We start from the raw sequence: 17,659 nt of genomic DNA on the forward strand, positions 1-17,659 counted from the left end.
GCGAGTACGCTTCGTCAGAGCAGCGCGACGCCGTGCTGCCTGAATGGCTGCACCACTACAACTGGCACCGACCCCACATGGGGATCGGCAGCCAACCGCCTATTTCCAGAATCCCGCTGAACAACGTGGTGGGTTTACACAGTTAGTCGACTGCTCTTGGCAGGAAGCCGAAAACCCCGCGCTGCGCGCCAAAAGTCGACTGGCAGTCGACTCTACCGAGCCGTCTCCTTCGAGCCATCTCCGCCCAACCCCATCCCCATACATCTGACAGATGCCTTTGCCGACCGCTTCTAAGGAGATGGGTAAGCCGGCACCCTACCGTGCGAGGGTAGAGTCGACTGTTAGTCGACTGCTCTTGGCAGGAAGCTGAAAACCCCGCGCTGCGCGCCAAAAGTCGACTGGCAGTCGACTCTACCGAGCCGTCTCCTTCGAGCCACCACCCCCAAGGCGTCCGCGCGCAATCGCCGCTGTGCGGCCCGGTGAATGGTGGCCCACCGGCAACGGCCTGCGGCCCGCTTCTTCGCAGCCCGCTTACAGCCCCGCGCAGATGATCCGGCCGTGGCCATGCACAGCGTTGGCCTACATCCTCACTTCTGGAGCATGCCATGACCGGTTCCCGCTACCTCCCCATCATTCTCTCGCTTTGTGCGGGCCTGCTGCTCGGCGCGTGCTCCAAGCCCCAGGAGGCCAGCAAGGCAACGGCCGCCGAGGACGTGACCGAAGTGAAGCTCATCCCTGCCTATGAAACGCTGGACAAGGACAAGGACGGTATCGTCACCCTGGCCGAAGTCGATGCGGTCGCACCCGACTGGGCCGAGCGGCTGCACGCCTGCGATACCGACCGCAACAAGACGCTGAGCCGCGGCGAGTACGACGTGTGCAAGCAGACCAGCGCTTCGCGTTGATCCATCACTGAACCATAGCGTGGCGCAGCGCAGGCCCGGCTATACCAAGGTATAGCCGGGCTAACCCACGAGCCTCTAGGACTGCCCCATTCAGGGGCGGACAATAGCGCCACTGGCCAGGGCAATCCTGGCCGGCCCCTTCCTTCATGGAGACGCAGATGGACCCCGACCCTGCCGGGCGCGATGCGCCCCGGATGCCCGCTTGCTGCCTGTTCCTGGCGCCTGCCCGCCGGTCCCTGCCTGCCTGAGTGACGGGGGACCGCCAGGCGCCGCATGCCTGGAGATCGCCCCCATGTCCTACAAGATCCTCTACATCACCCTGCGTCGCCTGATCGGCGAGCGCAATGTCGCCGCGCTGCGCAGCCAGCTGCTGCAGCACGGGCCAGTGATGTTCGCCCGTTCGCTTTCGCTCGGCTCCCCCCGCGTGGTGGCCGATGCCCTGTCGTTGCTGCCGATCAGCGAGCGCATCACGGTGCTGCGCCACCTGCCCTACCCCCTGCGCGATGCGATGAAGCCACTGTGCATCGGCGGCAGCCAGCGCCTGCACATGCAGCCGTGGTCACCGGCGGTGCTGGCGATGCGCCACGCCTGATCTGCTTCGTCCATTCCATTCCGTTCGTGTTCCGGCCCCGGCCGGCTCTGACATTCGAGGAGAGTCCCATGAGCCTGCTCAACGCCTGGTTCAACGCCTTCCTGCGCAGCCGTCGCGCAGGCAACCTGTTCCGCCGCCGCGCGATGCCCGAGGCCGGCTTCGGCCCGGGCAGTGCCGAAGCGGCACCATTCGCACTCACCACCGGCCTGGTCACCCTCGCCCAGCAGGATGAAGACCAGCTGCTGGCCACACTGGAATCGCATGCCGACGGCCTCAGCCCCCATGAGGCCGAGGAACGCCTGGCCACGCTCGGCCCCAACGAGGTGGATCACGAAAAGCCGCTGCCGTGGTGGCGCCACCTGTGGCAGTGCTACCGCAATCCGTTCAACCTGCTGCTGACCGTGCTGGCCGCGGTGTCCTGGCTGACCGAGGACATCAAGGCGACGATCGTGATTGGTGCGATGGTGCTGCTGTCCACGCTGATCCGCTTCGTGCAGGAAGGCCGCTCCAACCGTGCCGCGGAGCGGCTGAAGGCTCTGGTCGGCAACACCGCGCGCGTGCTGCGGCGCAATCCCGGCACCGAGGCGGCCGATGTGGCCGACCAGTACTTCGGCGCGCACCTGCACAGCCGCCGTCCGGCGCGCCTGCTGGACCTTCCGATCCGCGAGCTGGTGCCCGGTGACCATATCGTGCTGTCGGCCGGCGACATGATTCCGGCCGACTGCCGCGTGCTGACCGCCAAGGACCTGTTCGTGGCGCAGGCTGCAATGACCGGTGAGTCGCTGCCGGTGGAGAAGTTCGCGCACCCAGGCGACGGACTGGCCGGCCTGCTGGAACAGCACAACCTGCTGTTCATGGGTACCAATGTGGTGTCCGGCACTGCCACGGCCATCGTGCTGGCCACCGGCAACCGCACCTACTTCGGTACGCTGGCCCAGCGCAGCACCGCCACCGACCGCGCGCCGACCGCTTTCCAGGCCGGCGTCAACAGTGTCAGCTGGCTGCTGATCCGCTTTGCGCTGGTGATGGTGCCGTTCGTGCTGCTGATCAACGGCTGGACCAAGGGCGACTGGACCGAGGCGTTCCTGTTCGCGCTGTCAGTGGCAGTGGGCCTGACGCCGGAGATGCTGCCGATGATCGTCACCTCCACCCTGGCCAAGGGCGCGGTGCTGCTGTCGCGGCGCAAGGTGATCGTCAAGCGCCTGGATGCGATCCAGAACTTCGGCGCGATGGAAGTGCTGTGCACCGACAAGACCGGCACCCTTACCCAGGACAAGATCGCGCTGGAGCGCCACACCGATGTATTCGGTCACGATTCGGAAGACGTGCTGAAGTTCGCCTACCTCAACAGCCATTTCCAGACCGGGCTGATCAACCTGCTCGACCGCGCGGTGCTGGAGCACGTGGAGCTGCAGAGCTCGCTGCGGCTGTCGCAGGACTACCACAAGGTGGATGAGATCCCGTTCGATTTCGAGCGCCGCCGCATGTCGGTGGTGGTCTCCGAGCGCGAGGACCACCACGAGCTGATCTGCAAGGGCGCGGTCGAGGAAATGCTGGCGGTGTGCAGCACGGTGCGCGAGAACGGCCACGACATGCCGCTGGACGAGCGCCGCCTGGCCCGCGTGCGGCAGACCACCGAGGAGCTGAACGAACAGGGCCTGCGTGTCGTGGCGGTGGCCATGAAGGAGACCGCGGCCAGCCAGACCACGTATTCGCAGGCTGACGAGTGCGGGCTGACCCTGGTCGGCTACGTCGCCTTCCTCGACCCGCCGAAGGAGTCGGCGGCACAGGCACTGCAGGCGCTGGCCGCGCACGGCGTGGAGGTGAAGGTGTTCACCGGCGACAACGAGCTGGTCACCGCCCGGGTCTGCGCCCAGGTCGGGCTGGACGCAGACACGATCCTGACCGGCCCGCAGATCGAGCGCATGGATGACGGCGCGCTGTCGCGTGCGCTGCACCACCACCGCGTGTTCGCCCGCCTGACGCCGCTGCACAAGGAACGCCTGGTGCGCGAGCTTCGCGCACAGGGCAAGGTGGTCGGCTTCCTTGGTGACGGCATCAACGATGCCCCGGCACTGCGTGCGGCCGACATCGGCATCAGCGTGGACAGCGCCGTGGACATCGCCAAGGAGGCCGCCGACATCATCCTGCTGGAAAAGAACCTGATGGTGCTGGAAGAAGGTGTCATCCAGGGCCGGCGCACGTTCAACAACATGCTGAAGTACATCCGCATGACCGCCAGCTCCAACTTCGGCAACGTGTTCTCGGTGCTGGTGGCCTCGGCCTTCCTGCCGTTCCTGCCGATGCTGCCGCTGCAGCTGCTGGTGCAGAACCTGCTGTACGACATCTCGCAGATCGCCATTCCGTTCGACAACGTGGACGAGGAACTGGTGCGCAAGCCGCTGAAGTGGAACCCGGCGGACATTGGCCGCTTCATGGTGTTCTTCGGGCCGATCAGCTCGATCTTCGACCTGACCTGCTTCGCGTTGATGTGGTACGTGTTCGATGCACGCACGCCGGCCGACCAGGGCCTGTTCCAATCCGGCTGGTTCGTGGTCGGCCTGCTGACCCAGACCCTGATCGTGCACATGATCCGTACGCCGAAAGTACCGTTCCTGCAGAGCATCGCTGCACCGCCCCTGCTGCTGATGACCGGCCTGATCATGGCCATCGGCGTGGCCCTGCCGATGAGCCCGTTGGCCGGCTACTTCAAGCTGCAGGCCCTGCCGGCCGGCTACTGGCCGTTCCTGGTGGCGATCCTGTTCGGCTATGCGGTGCTGACCACCGCGCTGAAGCGCTTCTACATCCGTCGCTACGGCTGGCAGTAACAGCCCGCCGCCTTGTCCAGGGAGAAACACATTGGACATCAATCCAAACCTGCCGGCGTTCAACGCCGGCGCGACCCTCGGTTCGCTGATCAGCCTGTCGGTGGCCTTCGTGCTGGGTGCGATCATCGGCCTGGAGCGGCAGCTGCGCCAGCGCACCGCCGGCCTGCGCACCAACACGCTGGTGGCGGTGGGCGCGGCGGTATTCGTCGACCTGGCCGTGCGCTTCCATGACCTGTATGGCGGCCCGCCGTCGCCGCTGCATGTGGTGGCCTATGTGATTTCCGGAGTCGGCTTCCTGGGCGCCGGCGCGATCATGAAGGACGGCGCGCAGGTGTCCGGCCTGAACACCGCCGCCACCCTGTGGGGCTCAGCGGCGGTGGGTGCATGCGCGGGCATCAAGCTGCTGCCTGAGGCAGTGCTGGCGGCGGTGTTCGTGCTGGCCGCCAACACCCTGCTGCGGCCGGTGGTGAACCGCATCCAGCGCCAGCCGCTGCCGGAAGCCTTCAGCGAGGCGACGTACGCGATCAACGTGGTCTGCCTGCGTGAACAGCAGGCCGAGGTACTGGACCAGCTGTTGCTGCTGCTGGAACAGGCGCAGTACCCGGTTCGCGCGGTGGACCAGCGGCCGTTCGGCGAGCGCGACGTGGAGATCGAAGCGGTGCTGTACGCCACCACCGTTGATGCCGGCGAACTGGATGCCGTGCTGGCGACGCTGGCCGCCACCCCCGGCGTATTGCAGGGCTTCTGGAACGCGAGCCTGGAGGAGTAGTGCCGGCCGCTGGCCGGCAGCTCCAGCTGTTGCCGGAGTTCATGAGGTTGCCGGCCAGCGGCCGGCACTACCGGGCGCGCGCGTGCCGACCGACTGCGCTTTGCTATCCTTTCCCCCCACACCAGGGAGCCGTCCCGATGCCATCGCTGTCGCCCCGTCGCCCCCTGGTGTTGCTGGCCCTGATCGTGGTGATGGCGGCGATCTTCCTGATCGATACCGTCACCGACTACGCCGTTGCGGCAGCGTGCTTCTACGCGGCGGTGATCCTTGCGGCGTCGCGCGTGCTCAGCGCGCGCGGGTTGATCTTCCTGGCCATTGCCTGCATCGCGCTGACCGGGCTGAGCTTCTTCCTTACCCGCTTCGGCACCTACCGCATCGGCCTGGTCAATTCGGTGATCGGCATGCTGGTGATCGGCATCACCACCTATCTCGCCTTGAACATGGAGGCGGCCAAGGCCGCCGTACAGGAAGCGCAGGGCCGGTTGCTGCGGGTCGCGCGTGCATCCACCGTGGGCGAACTGACCACCTCCATCGCGCACGAAGTGAACCAGCCGCTGGCGGCCATCGCCAGCAGCGCCGAAGCGTGCCAGCGCTGGCTGGCACAGGACCCACCGAACGTCGAAAAGGCACGGCAGACCGTGGCCCGGATTCTCTCCGATGCGCACCGCGCCGGCGACGTGATCGCCCGCATCCGTGGCCTGACCCAGGGCGCCGCACCGGAGCGACGCGCCTTCGACCTGAACCAGGCCGTGGAGGAAATGCTGGCGCTGTCGCGAAGTGAACTGGATCGGCATGGGGTGACCGTGGCCCTGCTGCTGGATGGTGACCTGCCTCCAGTCCAGGCCGATCGCGTGCAGGTGCAGCAGGTGATCGGCAACCTCATCCTCAATGCGGTCGATGCGATGGAAACCGTGCCCGCCGCCGACCGACGCCTGTCCCTGCTGACCCAGCGCAACGGGCAGCGGATCAGCCTCAGCGTGCGCGACCGCGGTGCCGGCCTGCCTGCCGACCATCCCGAGCGTGTATTCGATGCGTTCTGGACCACCAAGTCGCACGGCCTTGGCCTCGGCCTCAGCCTGAGCCGCTCGATGATCGAAGCCAATGGCGGCCACATCCGCGCGGAGCGCCCGAGCGGTGGCGGCGCCTGCTTCATCTTCGACCTGCCCATCGCCCTGGATACCCCTCATGCGTAAGACCCCTGCACCCGCGGCCGAACCGGCGCCGATCGTCTACGTGGTCGACGATGATCCGTCGGTGCGCGCGGCGCTGGAAGACCTGCTGGCCTCGATGGGCCTGCAGGTGCGCGCCTTCGCCTCCACCCAGGCCTTCCTCGACCACGAACTGGAAGACACCCCTGCGTGCCTGGTACTGGACGTGCGCATGCCGGGCCAGAGCGGGCTGGAGTTCCAGCGCAGCATGGGCAGCCTGGGCCTGCAGCTGCCCGTGGTGTTCATCACCGGTCACGGCGACATCGCGATGGGCGTCAATGCCATCAAGGATGGCGCCATCGAGTTCCTGACCAAACCCTTCCGCGACCAGGAACTGCTCGACGCGATCCACAAGGGCATCGAGCTCGACCGCCTGCGGCGCCGCGAAGGCGAGGCACTGGACGCGCTGCAGCAGCGCTGGGACACACTCAATGCCGGCGAGCGCGAGGTGGTCGATGGCGTGGTGCGCGGCCGGCTCAACAAGCAGATCGCTGGCGACCTCGGGGTCAGCGAGATCACGGTGAAGGTGCGCCGCGCCCAGGTGATGCGCAAGATGGGCGCGCGCACCCTGGTCGATCTGGTGCGCATGTATGACCGCCTGCAGGCGGGTACTGCGTGAACATCCACGTCACTGACCGGTAGAGCCGACTGTTGGTCGACCGCACGGTGGAGCCGGTAGAGTCGACTGTTGGTCGACTGCACGGTGGAGCCGGTAGAGTCGACTGTTAGTCGACTGCACTTCGCTCGGATGCAGAAACCCCGCGTTCTGCGCGTCAGTCGATCAACAGTCGGCTCTACACATGGGTTTGAACGCCGCTACTTCTTCGTCGCCAGCACGATCACCCCGGCCACCACCAGGCCGATCCCGCTCCATTCCCGCAGGGTCGGTCGGTCGCCCAGCAGCAGGTAGGCCAGCACGATCACCAGCACCACACTGAATTTATCGACCACCGCGACCTTGGCCAGCTCACCACTTTGCAGCGCGCGGAAGTAGAACAGCCATGAAGCGCCGGTGGCCAGTGCAGACAGCACCAGGAACAACTGGGTGCGACCCGGCAACAGCAACGGATTGGACCATTTGCCGGTAACCACAACCAACGGCAGGATCACCGCGGCCACCACCAGGGTGCGGATCGCCATGGCCAGGTCCGAGTCGACGCCCTTCACGCCCACCTTGGCGAACAACGCGGTCAGCGCGGCGAAGCACGCCGACAACCCGGCCCACGCCAACCACTGCGGAACGTTCTGCATGCTGCGCCTCTCCCGGATCCATGCGTCCCGTTGCCAACGCTACACCCATCGCACGCCTGCGCAAGCAATGCCGGGCAACGTGCGGATCAGGCGCTTTGCAGGCGGCGCTTCAACCGCGTGTCCATCAGTCCCACGGCCAGCAGCACCGCACTGGTCAGCCAGCCGGCAGCCAGCAGATGGGCCTGCGTCAGCGCGACGCCCAGCACGGCCAGCGCCACGGCACCGAACAGATGCGACCAGGGTGCACGCCCGTAGACCACCCGCTTGTACAAGGCGCTGCCCAGCAGGTAGATCAGCGGCCCAGCCACCAGCACCGTCGCATACACCGGCGTGACCGCCGCGCCCGGGTGATCCATCACCAGGTCATTGCCCACCGCTGTGGCGATGATGCCCGCGATCAGCAGTGCATGTACGTAGTGGAAGTTGGCGCCCATGCGCCCGGGGTCGGCCGCATGGGTGATCGCCTCGGTGGCATCGCGGCTGGAGATACCGAAATACAGCCACCACATGGCGATGGTCCCGGCGAAGGTGGCCAATACCGCCGATACCACATCGCTGCTCCAGTGCTCGACCCCGCTGAGTACGCCCCCCGTCGCCAGCAGGGTCTCTCCCAGCGCGACGATGACGAACAACTGGCATCGCTCGGCCAGGTGCCCGCCTTCGATGGTCCACTCACGGGTGTGTGAACGGCCCAGCCCCGGGAACGCGAAACCGAACATCGGCGAGACATACTCGCAGGCGACCGCCACCGCCCACAGCGCCAGCCGCGCATTGCCCTCGGTCGCAGCCCCGGCCAGCCAGAAGCACGCCGAGACGCTGACCCAGGCCAGCATCCGGCGGAAATTGGGCGCCAGCGGATGGCTGCGACCGACCTCCAGCAGCACGAACACGGTGCGCCCGACCTGCATGGTGGCGTAAGCCCCGGCAAACACCCAGGCGCGATCGGCAAAGGCTTCGGGGATGGACGAAGACATCAGCAGCGCCAGCAGCATGGTGACGAACAGCAGGCCGCGGATGCGTGGTGCCTCCGGATCGAACCAGTTGCTGACCCAGCAGGCGTACTGCCAGCCCAGCCAGACCGCGAACCACAGCACCAGCGTCTGCATCACGCCGACCAGGTCCAGGTGCTGCAGCAGGTGATGGCTGAGCTGGGTAACCGCAAATACGTAGACGAGGTCGAAGAACAACTCTTCGTAGGTCACGCGGGCGTGGTGGCCATCGCGCTGGCGCAGGGCGGGCAGCCGCAGTCGTGTGCTCATGGCCGTCCTTCAGCGCGCCAGGCGCCAGTACAGCAGGCCGGCCAGCAAGGCTGGCACGGCGAACACCAGCAGCAGGATCGGCAGTTCCTCGCGGACGGCGTAGCCGGCCTTGCTCACGCCCACCCACATGTTGGCTGCCGTCACCAGCAGCCAGGTGGCGATGAACGCAATCAGGGCCGTGGGCAGCTGTGACTGGCCTACGCTCCACAGCCGCCCGAACAGCAGGAATACCCCCAAGAGCAGAACCCCACCCACCATCACCAGAAGCACATGCATGGTCCATCTCCTTGAGCCTGCTGGCAGGCTAGCCGCCGCCGATTCTGCGCTCCAGCCGATGATCGTGGTTTCACCTTCCAGCCCCGACGAACAATCCCGACCCGCGTGCCGCATGGCAAACGAGAACAGTTCCCATTAGTATTGCGTCATCGCGCAGGGATGCCCTCCCCGCGCCCGCCCTTTGCCCCCACTGCCGGTCCGGATGTCCCGCCTGCCCTCTCCCTGCCCGCCTGCGCCGCCGTTGATGTCCTCGCTGGTGCGCCATTACGAGGAACTGGTGGAATATCTGCGCCGCCGTTTCCGCTCGCCGGGGCTGGCCCGTGAGGTGGTGCACGATGTCTGCGTGCGCCTGCTGGAGCGCCCGGTCGCGCACGACGCACGGCAACCGGTCGCGCTGCTGCGGCGGATCGCACACGATGCCGCGGTGGACCGCTGCCGCGCCGAGGATCTGCGCCGGCACTGGGTGGAGGCGCATGCCGAGCTGCCCGATGACGCCTGCCCGCGCCCCGGGCCGGAGCAGCAGGCGCAGGGACAGCAGGCCATGCAGCGACTGGGCGCGACCATCGAACGCATGCCCTGCCGCCGCCAGCAGGTCTTCATCCTGCACAAGATCCATGAACTGCCACAGGCCGAGGTCGCCCGGCGCATGGGCATCGGTCTCAAGGCGGTAGAGCGCCACCTGCGCCTGGCCATGGCCGATTGCCAACTGTCGGCTGGCATGTGATGAGTCCACAACCGCCGCCATCCACGCCGCAACCGCCGGTCCCGCCCACTACCACCGACCAGGTGCTGGACCAGCATCGCGATGCCTTGAAGGAACGCTTCCCCATGCCCAGCGCGGATGCCCTGCAGCGTCGCCGCGGTGGGCGTGCCGCGAAGATCGTCCTGCCGCTGCTGCTGATCGCGGTCACCGGCGTGTTCATCGCCGACCCGGCATGGCAGGTGCGCGACTATCGGACTGCGGTGGGCGAACGCCGCGACATCCGCCTGCCCGATGGCAGCCATCTGCTGCTCGACGCCGGTACCCATCTGCAGGTTCGCAGGCACGTTCGCTCGCGGCAGGTGGTGCTGGTGCAGGGCCAGGCCCGTTTCCAGGTGCAGCACTCGACCTGGCGCCCGTTCGAGGTCGAGGCCGGGCCGGTGCATGTGCGCAACTACGGCACGGTGTTCGACGTGGACCGGCAGGGCAACCTCAGTGAGGTAACCCTGTGGCGCGGCGAGGTGGGCGTGCGCGTGGATGGCGGGGACGCCGAGCAGCGCCTGAAGCCGGGGCAGCGCGTGCTGGCCCAGCCGGGATCGTTGTCGCCACCCGAGCCGGTCAGCCCGGACCGGGCCGACTGGACCCGTGGCCGCCTGCAGTTCGATCGCCTGCCGCTGGCCGAAGTGCTGCGCATCCTGCAGCGTTATCACGACCGTCCCATCGTGCTGGATGACCCGCAGCTGGGACCGCTGCAGGTCTCGGGCGTGTTCGATGCCGATCACGCCGAAACCGCCGTTGCGCTGCTGCCGGAGATCCTGCCGGTGCAGGTGCACACGGCCAACGATGGCAGTCTGCATCTGCGCGCACGCGATTGATTGCGCCCGCGAGGGTGGGTTGCGCGTCGTCCCATCCGGCAACTGCTTGAACCCCTCCGAAGGACCCTGCATGACCCGCCCTGTCCCGCCTGCCGCCCTGCGCCGGTTGGCCCCTGCCCTGCTCGCCGCCTGCCTGTGCGCGGCCCTGCCTGCCATGGCGCAGAGCGCTGCATCCGCGCCCGTCGAGCTTCACCTGCCCGCCGGCCCGCTGCATGCGTCGCTCAATGCGCTGGCGCGCCAGAGTGGCATCCAGCTGTTGTTCGCCGCCGACAGTGTGAATGGTCGCAGCGCGCCGGCGCTGGACGGCCGCTACGCACCACGCGAAGCGCTGCAACGCCTGTTGCAGGGCCACGATCTGACTTTGCAGGAACGCTCCCCCGGGGTATTCGTGGTCAGTGCAACTGCTGCGCAGGCCAGGGCCAGGCCCAATGCAACGGCACGCCCCGCCGCGCCGGCCAATCCGACCTCGCTGGCCCGTGTCACGGTCTCGGCCTCGACCGCTCGCATGCCGCAGGGCGAGACGGCGATGCCCAACACCATTACGGTGCTGACCCGCGAGGACATCGCCCAGCAGCTGGCATTGGGTTCAGATGTGTCGCGGGTACTGTCGTCACAGATCCCGGCGTTTGCCCCGGCGCGCGAGAAGATGTCCAACTACGGCGAAACAATGCGTGGCCGCGGCATCCTCTACATGGTCGACGGCGTGCCACAGTCCACCCCCCTGCGTGACGGCTCACGGGATTCGCACACCATCGACCCGGCGATGATCGAGCGCATCGAGGTCATCCACGGCGCCAACGCGCTGCAGGGCATCGGCGGTACCGGTGGCATCGTCAACATCATCACCCGCAGCGCACCCAGCGAGCCGGGTGCGTTCCTGCTCGACACCAATGTCAGCTACAGCTCGGCCCTGCCCAGCCGCCACGATGACAATGGCCAGCGCGGCTCGGCCCTGGTGGGCGTGCGCGGCGAGCATTTCGACCTGGTTGCCGGCCTGGCCTATGAGAAGCAGGGCCTGTACCACGACGGCGAGGGCCGATCGATCGGCACCAACGCGCAGGGCGAGCTGATGGACTCGACCTCATCGAACGTGTTCGCCAAGCTGGGCTGGAACATTGCCGAAGGCCACCGCCTGCAGGTGATGGCCAATCGCTACGAGCTGCGCGGGCTGGACAACTACTTCGCGGTGAACGGCGACTTCCGCACTGGCCGCCCGACGATTTCGGTGCGCGGTGACACGCCGCTGGACCCACCGATGAACCGTTCGCGCTCCCTGACTGTCGATTACAGCGCCGCAGGCCTGCTCGGTGGCCGCTTCCAGGCGCAGGCGTTCGCGGTCGACTTCGAGGGCCGCTATGGCGCCAGCCAGTGGGACCCGTGGGGCAATACCGGCGCCAACGCCGCCTGGGACCAGACCCAGAACGAATCGGACAAGCGCGGCTTCAAGCTGACCCAGAGCTGGAGCCGCATCGCCGATACCACGCTGGATGTGACCCTGGGCCTGGACGGCCTGCGTGACCGCACCCACCAGGTGCTGCTGGCCAGCGGCATGAACTGGGTACCGCTGACCACCTACCAGAGCCTGTCGCCGCTGCTGCAGCTGCACTGGTGGCCAACCGACCACCTGATGCTGTCCGGCGGCCTGCGCTACGAAAAGGGCGAGCTGGAGGTGGGGGACTACACCACCCTGCCCCGCTACGGCGCGCGCAAGGTGGCCGGCGGCAAGCCGACCATGAGCGAGACCCTGCCCAACTTCGGCGCGGTCTGGTACATCAACGATCGCCTCAACGCCTATGCCTCCTACTCGGAGGGATACACCGTGGCCGACGTCGGCCGCGTGCTGCGCGCGATCAACCGCGACGGCCAGCGCGTCGAGAGCCTCATCGACCTGTCGCCGGTGGTGTCGGACAACCGCGAGATCGGGCTGGAGTATGACGACGGCCGCTTCAGCGGCGACATCGCCTACTACACCTCCGAATCGAAGCTGGGTTCGGTGCTGGTCTATGACCCGGGCATCGATGCTTACGCAGTGCAGCGCCAGGCGACCCGCGTGGAGGGCTTTGAAAGCAACCTGCGGCTGCGGCTTGGCGACAGCCGGCTCGGCCTGGGCTATGCCCGTGCCAACGGCCGCTACGACGCCGACGTCGACGGTCGCCTCGACAGCGACCTGGCCGGCGTCAACATCGCACCGAACCGGCTGACCGCATTCTGGGAACAGGGCTGGACGCCGCAGCTCAGCACCCGCCTGCAGGCCAGCCATGCCTTCGACCGCGATTTCGACCTGCGTGGCGCACGGGTGGCGGAGTTCAAGGGTTACACCACGGTGGACCTGGTCGCGCGCTACACGCTGGACAAGCACGCGTTCACGCTGGGCGTGCAGAACCTGGCGGACAAGCAGTACATCAGCTACTACTCGCAGACCACGCCGTCGAACCCAAGTTACTTCTCCGGCCGCGGCCGGGTGCTGACGCTGGGGTGGCAGTACCGCTACTGAGCCATCGGCGCCCTTATGGGAGCCATGAAATCTATGCGAGACGCGCTGAAGGAGGCCCATGCTAGTTTCTGGGCCTCCTTCAAACGGACGTGAATCATGCGTTTCCCTCTGCTCACCCTCACCCTTGCGGCCGTACTTCCGATCACCCACGCCAGCGCCGCCGAAGCGCCGTTGCCGCAGCTGCGGGCCTACACGGTGGACGCGTCCTGGCTGCAGCCGATGGCGCCGCTGCAGATCGCCGACCACACCTGGCAGATCGGCACGCAGGACCTGACCGCTCTGCTGGTGCAGACCGCCGAGGGCGCAGTGCTGCTGGATGGCGGCATGCCACAGATGGCCGGTCACCTGCTGGACAACATGAAGGCACGCGGGGTGGCACCGCAGGATCTGCGGCTGATCCTGCTCAGCCATGCGCATGCCGATCACGCCGGGCCGGTGGCGGAACTGAAGCGCCGTGCCGGTGCGAACGTGGTGGCCAACGCCGAATCGGCCGTGCTGCTGGCGCGTGGTGGCAGCGACGACCTGCACTTTGGCGACGGTATCACCTATCCGCCGGCCAGCGCCGACCGCATCATCATGGATGGCGAAGTGGTCTCCATCGGCGGCATCGACTTCACCGCGCACTTCATGCCGGGGCACACGCCGGGAAGCACCGCGTGGACCTGGACCGATACCCGCGATGGCAAGCCGGTGCGCATCGCCTACGCCGACAGCCTGAGTGCGCCGGGCTACCAGCTCAAGGACAACCCCCGCTATCCGCGCCTGATCGAAGACTACAAGCGCAGCTTCACTACCGTGCGCGGCCTGCCCTGCGATCTGCTGCTGACTCCGCACCCGGGTGCCAGCAACTGGAACTATGCCGCCGGCAGCAAGGCCAGCGCCAACGCACTGACCTGCAAGGCCTACGCGGATGGGGCCGAGAAGAAATTCGACGCGCAACTGGCCAAGGAATCTGCGGCACACCGCTGATCCTGTAGAGCCGAGCCCATGCTCGGCTTGCTGGCAGAAAGCAGCCGAGCATGGGCTCGGCTCTACAGAGAGCGCATCGAAGGGTGCCGGCCAGGCCGACCGGCACCACCACTGGCTGTCAGCCCCCCTGTCCGTGCTGGGCGTACGGCTCGGTGCTGCCGTCGGCGCGCACCAGCTCGACGGTGTACGGCTGCACGTAGCCGTCCGGCATTTCCATGCCCGGCGAACCGGCCGGCATGCCGGGCAGCACCAGGCCACGCGCCGTGGGACGCTCCGCCAGCAGGCGCTTGATGTCTTCGGCGGGAATGTGGCCTTCGACCACATACCCGCCGATCTCGGCGGTATGGCAGGAGGCCTTGCCGACCGGTACACCCAGGCGGACCTTGATCGGGTTCATGTCGTCGGTGTTGCGCACATCGACCTGGAAGCCAGCCGCCTTCAGGTGGTCGACCCAGATGCCGCAGCAACCGCAGCTGGCGGTCTTGTGCACGATGGCCACCGGCAAGGCCGGATCGATCTTGGCCGGGCTGGCCTGGGCCGGCACCGCCGGTGCTTCGCTGGCAACCGGCGTGGCAGGCGATTCTTCGGCGGCACGCGCGCAGGCAGCCGTGGCCAGTACGGTGCCCAGCAGCAGGCCAAGAGAGAGAGTACGGTTCATTGAGTGATTCCTTTGCAGATGCGGGCAACAAGGCCCGCCGCCCGCGCATCGAAGGCGCAGGCAGAGTCGAGATCGAGTCGAGCAGTCATGGCAGGCGCGTGGGGCCTGCAGGAAATCACACGATCGGGGGCCGCATCGGGTCCGGCGTTGGCGGCGGCGCGTGTTGAGGGGTACTGGCCGGAGCAGGCGCCTCGCGCCAGGGCGAGGCCGGCGTTCCGTTCAATGTCGCCAGCATGCCCAGGCAGGCCGGCGGGCATTCGCACTCACCGCTCTGGCAGGCTGCCGGGGCTGCATCATCGCAGCAGCCCGCCGCAGCCATCGCGGCCGGGTGCGGTGCTGTGCACTGGTCCTGGCTGGCCGGCCCGCTGTACGAAGTTGCAGCAAGCGCCAGCGCCGGTGCATTCAGCACCAGGGCAACGAGCAGCATCCATCGCAGCAGCAGGCCAGGCAGGTTCACATGCGGATGATAGCCGATGCGCGCTTCACGCAATCGCCGCCGCCATTGCGCTCATCCGCACCGGGATCGACTTGGCTGCGGGCGTGCCGCTGATGCGGTCGTAGTAGTCCAGCGGCAGCAGTGGGTTCAGTTCGGGGTAGTAGCCGGCCAGCGCGCCGCGCGGCATCGGGTAGTCCAGTACGGTCAGGCCCTCGATGCGCCGCTGCACGCCATCGCCGCTGATCGTCTCCAGGCTGACCAGCGCCTCTTTCTCCAGGCCTCGCGCCAGCCGGTCCTCGATGTTCATGAACAGCACCATGCGATCGTTGTACACGCCACGATAGCGGTCGTTGTAGCTGTAGATGGTGGTGTTGTACTGGTCGTGCGAACGGACAGTGGCCAGGCGCAGCATGTCCGGGTCGTGCACGGGATCGTCCACGTCCAGGCCGGGCATCACCAGGATGTTGGCCTTGCCATTGGGCGTGGGCCACACGCGGCGGCGCGGCGGAATGTCCAGGTGGAAACCATGCGGCTGCTGGATGCGCTCGTTGAAGCCGGTGTAGATCTCCGGGTATACGGCAGCGATCAGCTCACGGATGGGTCCGTAGTCGTGCATGCAGCGTGCCCAGTCGACCCTGCTGTGCGGCAGGGTTGCCATCGCCATGCGGCAGACGATCTCGACCTCGGGCAGCACGTCGGCGCTGGCAGGCTCCAGCACGCCGCGCGACGCGGTCACATTCGACATCGCATCTTCGATGGTGACGAACTGCTCGCCGGCCGGCGTAACGATGCGCTCCGAGCGCGCCACCACTGGCAGGATCAGCGCATCGCGACCATGCACCAGGTGCCCACGGTTGAGCTTGGTGGCGATGCCCACGGTCAGCTCCAGGCCGCGCATGGCCTCGTACGCGCGCGGCGTATCAGGCACGGCATGGATGAAGTTGCCGCCCAGGCCGATGAATACCTTGGCGCTGCCATCCAGCATCGCCTCGATCGACTCGACCACGTGGTGCCCGTGCTCGCGCGGCGGATCGAAACCGAACACCTGCTGCACGCGGTCCAGATAGGCCGGCTTGGGCTTCTCGTCGATGCCGACGGTACGGTCGCCCTGCACATTGGAATGGCCGCGGATCGGCCCGATGCCAGCACCGGGCTTGCCGAAGTTGCCCCGCAGCAACAGCAGATTGGCCACCTGCTGCAGCAGGCGTGAACCGTACTGGTGCTGGGTCAGCCCCATGCCGTAGCAGATCACCGTGGCATTGGAGCGGATGTAGATCTCCGCACAGCGGCGGATCTGCGCCTGTGTGATGCCGGAGACCCGCACGATCTCGTCCCAGTCCTGCGCCATCACGTCCTCGCGCAGCGCCTCCAGGCCCACCGTGTGTTCGGCCAGGAAGTCATGGTCGAGCACGCGCTCGCCCTGCGCTTCGCGCTCGAACATCACCTTCATCATGCCCTTGATCAGCGCCAGGTCGCCACCGATGCGGATGTGTACGAACTCGCTGGTGATCTCGGTCGAACCGAACGTGGCCATCTGCACCACGTCCTGCGGCTCGGCGAAGCGGATCAGCGCGCGCTCGGGCATCGGGTTGACCGCCACGATCGGAATGCCGCGTTTGCGCGCCTCCACCAGGTTGCTCATCATCCGCGGCGAGTTGGTGCCGGTGTTCTGGCCGATCACGAAGATCGCCTCGGCGTGCTCGAAGTCCTGCAGAACAATGGTGCCCTTGCCCACCCCGATGGCCGGCGGCAGGCCGCGGCTGGTCGGCTCGTGGCACATGTTCGAGCAGTCCGGGAAGTTGTTGGTGCCGAACTCGCGTACGAAGATCGAATAGAGGAAGGCGGCTTCGTTGGGCGTGCGCCCGGAGGTGTAGAACTCGGCCTGGTGCGGGCTGTCCAGCGCCTGCAGATGGCGGCCGATCAGCGCGAAGGCATCGTCCCAGCTGCACGGCACATAGTGGTCGGTCGCCGCGTCATAGCGCATCGGCTCGGTCAACCGGCCCTGCATCTCCAGCCAGTAGTCGGTCTGTGCCATCAGTTCGGCAACGGTGTGCTGCGCGAACAGCTCACGGCCGGCGCGGAACTGGGTGGCCTCCCAGGCCAGCGCCTTGGCACCGTTTTCGCAGAACTCCAGCTTCTTGCGTTCGTCGGCATCGGGGAACGCACAGCTGGGGCATTTGAAGCCGCCGGGCTGGTTCATCGCCAGCAGCGCCTTCGAGCCTTTGCCGATCACGCTCTGCTGCAGCAGCACCTTGGCGGTGGCGCCGGCGGCACCCCACCCACCGGCGGGCTGGTTGTAGGGCTTGTAACGCGGCGGTTTCTGCTCGGACATGTTCGGGAACCTGGCGGGAGGAACGCAGCAACAATCGGCACAACGCGGTCCGGCGGCGCGTTCGATGGCACGGCCAGCCCCACAGTCAAGCACGGCCCACGCCGCTT

17 protein-coding genes are annotated in these 17,659 nt (G+C 67.1%); 11 read left to right on the top strand and 6 right to left on the bottom strand.

Annotated elements, in window-relative coordinates:
* From AC5P88_RS18025 to AC5P88_RS18055, 7 genes are all read left to right on the top strand, one after another.
* Positions 1 to 146, top strand: a 146-nt coding sequence (locus AC5P88_RS18025; protein ID WP_495224703.1) for an integrase core domain-containing protein, incomplete at its 5' end; no start/stop codon positions are given.
* 459 nt (positions 147 to 605) lie between these two features.
* Positions 606 to 905, top strand: coding sequence for an EF-hand domain-containing protein (locus AC5P88_RS18030; protein ID WP_106550958.1), 300 nt, complete (start codon positions 606 to 608; stop codon positions 903 to 905).
* Positions 906 to 1,197: 292 nt separating this feature from the next.
* Positions 1,198 to 1,497, top strand: coding sequence for a hypothetical protein (locus tag AC5P88_RS18035; RefSeq protein WP_106550959.1), 300 nt, complete (start codon positions 1,198 to 1,200; stop codon positions 1,495 to 1,497).
* A 68-nt stretch (positions 1,498 to 1,565) separates the two neighbouring features.
* Positions 1,566 to 4,325 (top strand): magnesium-translocating P-type ATPase, encoded by a 2,760-nt coding sequence (gene mgtA, locus AC5P88_RS18040; RefSeq protein ID WP_495225661.1) that lies wholly within the window; start codon positions 1,566 to 1,568, stop codon positions 4,323 to 4,325.
* 31 nt (positions 4,326 to 4,356) lie between these two features.
* Positions 4,357 to 5,094 (top strand): MgtC/SapB family protein, encoded by a 738-nt coding sequence (locus AC5P88_RS18045; RefSeq protein WP_106550961.1) that lies wholly within the window; start codon positions 4,357 to 4,359, stop codon positions 5,092 to 5,094.
* Positions 5,095 to 5,231: 137 nt separating this feature from the next.
* Positions 5,232 to 6,287 carry a sensor histidine kinase gene (locus AC5P88_RS18050; protein ID WP_495225663.1) on the top strand — a complete coding sequence of 352 codons (1,056 nt, stop codon included), beginning with the start codon at positions 5,232 to 5,234 and terminating at the stop codon, positions 6,285 to 6,287.
* Complete coding sequence (locus tag AC5P88_RS18055) at positions 6,280 to 6,921, top strand: response regulator transcription factor (RefSeq protein WP_106550963.1); 642 nt, start codon at positions 6,280 to 6,282, stop codon at positions 6,919 to 6,921. The genes AC5P88_RS18050 and AC5P88_RS18055 overlap by 8 nt, the downstream gene beginning before the upstream one ends.
* A gap of 197 nt (positions 6,922 to 7,118) precedes the next feature.
* Here AC5P88_RS18055 and AC5P88_RS18060 read toward each other — a convergent pair whose 3' ends face one another.
* The 3 genes from AC5P88_RS18060 to AC5P88_RS18070 form a co-directional block, all read right to left on the bottom strand.
* Positions 7,119 to 7,553 carry an EamA family transporter gene (locus AC5P88_RS18060; protein WP_495225665.1) on the bottom strand — a complete coding sequence of 145 codons (435 nt, stop codon included), beginning with the start codon at positions 7,551 to 7,553 and terminating at the stop codon, positions 7,119 to 7,121.
* A gap of 86 nt (positions 7,554 to 7,639) precedes the next feature.
* Positions 7,640 to 8,812 (bottom strand): low temperature requirement protein A, encoded by a 1,173-nt coding sequence (locus AC5P88_RS18065; protein WP_495225666.1) that lies wholly within the window; start codon positions 8,810 to 8,812, stop codon positions 7,640 to 7,642.
* Positions 8,813 to 8,821: 9 nt separating this feature from the next.
* Positions 8,822 to 9,088 (bottom strand): hypothetical protein, encoded by a 267-nt coding sequence (locus AC5P88_RS18070; RefSeq protein ID WP_495225667.1) that lies wholly within the window; start codon positions 9,086 to 9,088, stop codon positions 8,822 to 8,824.
* Between the two features lie 202 nt (positions 9,089 to 9,290).
* On the opposite strand from AC5P88_RS18070, the gene AC5P88_RS18075 reads away from it, so the two are divergent.
* The 4 genes from AC5P88_RS18075 to blaL1 all read left to right on the top strand — a co-directional run bounded on the left by AC5P88_RS18075 (position 9,291) and on the right by blaL1 (position 14,126).
* On the top strand, positions 9,291 to 9,812 hold the full coding sequence (locus AC5P88_RS18075; protein WP_495225669.1) for an RNA polymerase sigma factor: 522 nt from the start codon (positions 9,291 to 9,293) through the stop codon (positions 9,810 to 9,812).
* Positions 9,812 to 10,663 carry a FecR family protein gene (locus AC5P88_RS18080; RefSeq protein WP_495225670.1) on the top strand — a complete coding sequence of 284 codons (852 nt, stop codon included), beginning with the start codon at positions 9,812 to 9,814 and terminating at the stop codon, positions 10,661 to 10,663. The genes AC5P88_RS18075 and AC5P88_RS18080 overlap by 1 nt, the downstream gene beginning before the upstream one ends.
* A gap of 70 nt (positions 10,664 to 10,733) precedes the next feature.
* Complete coding sequence (locus AC5P88_RS18085; RefSeq protein WP_495225671.1) at positions 10,734 to 13,157, top strand: TonB-dependent receptor; 2,424 nt, start codon at positions 10,734 to 10,736, stop codon at positions 13,155 to 13,157.
* Between the two features lie 96 nt (positions 13,158 to 13,253).
* On the top strand, positions 13,254 to 14,126 hold the full coding sequence (gene blaL1, locus AC5P88_RS18090; protein WP_495225672.1) for a L1 family subclass B3 metallo-beta-lactamase: 873 nt from the start codon (positions 13,254 to 13,256) through the stop codon (positions 14,124 to 14,126).
* 118 nt (positions 14,127 to 14,244) lie between these two features.
* Here the strand turns inward: blaL1 and AC5P88_RS18095 are convergent, their stop codons facing one another.
* The 3 genes from AC5P88_RS18095 to AC5P88_RS18105 all read right to left on the bottom strand — a co-directional run bounded on the left by AC5P88_RS18095 (position 14,245) and on the right by AC5P88_RS18105 (position 17,552).
* A complete protein-coding gene (locus AC5P88_RS18095) occupies positions 14,245 to 14,784 on the bottom strand; it encodes a DUF411 domain-containing protein (protein ID WP_495225673.1) in 540 nt (179 codons plus the stop codon).
* A 115-nt stretch (positions 14,785 to 14,899) separates the two neighbouring features.
* Positions 14,900 to 15,241 (bottom strand): hypothetical protein, encoded by a 342-nt coding sequence (locus tag AC5P88_RS18100; RefSeq protein WP_495225707.1) that lies wholly within the window; start codon positions 15,239 to 15,241, stop codon positions 14,900 to 14,902.
* Positions 15,242 to 15,266: 25 nt separating this feature from the next.
* A complete protein-coding gene (locus AC5P88_RS18105; RefSeq protein WP_495225674.1) occupies positions 15,267 to 17,552 on the bottom strand; it encodes an FdhF/YdeP family oxidoreductase in 2,286 nt (761 codons plus the stop codon).
* Between the last annotated feature and the right edge of the window lie 107 nt (positions 17,553 to 17,659).

The sequence above is a fragment of the Stenotrophomonas sp. YJH_SMC_8 genome, from assembly GCF_059371315.1.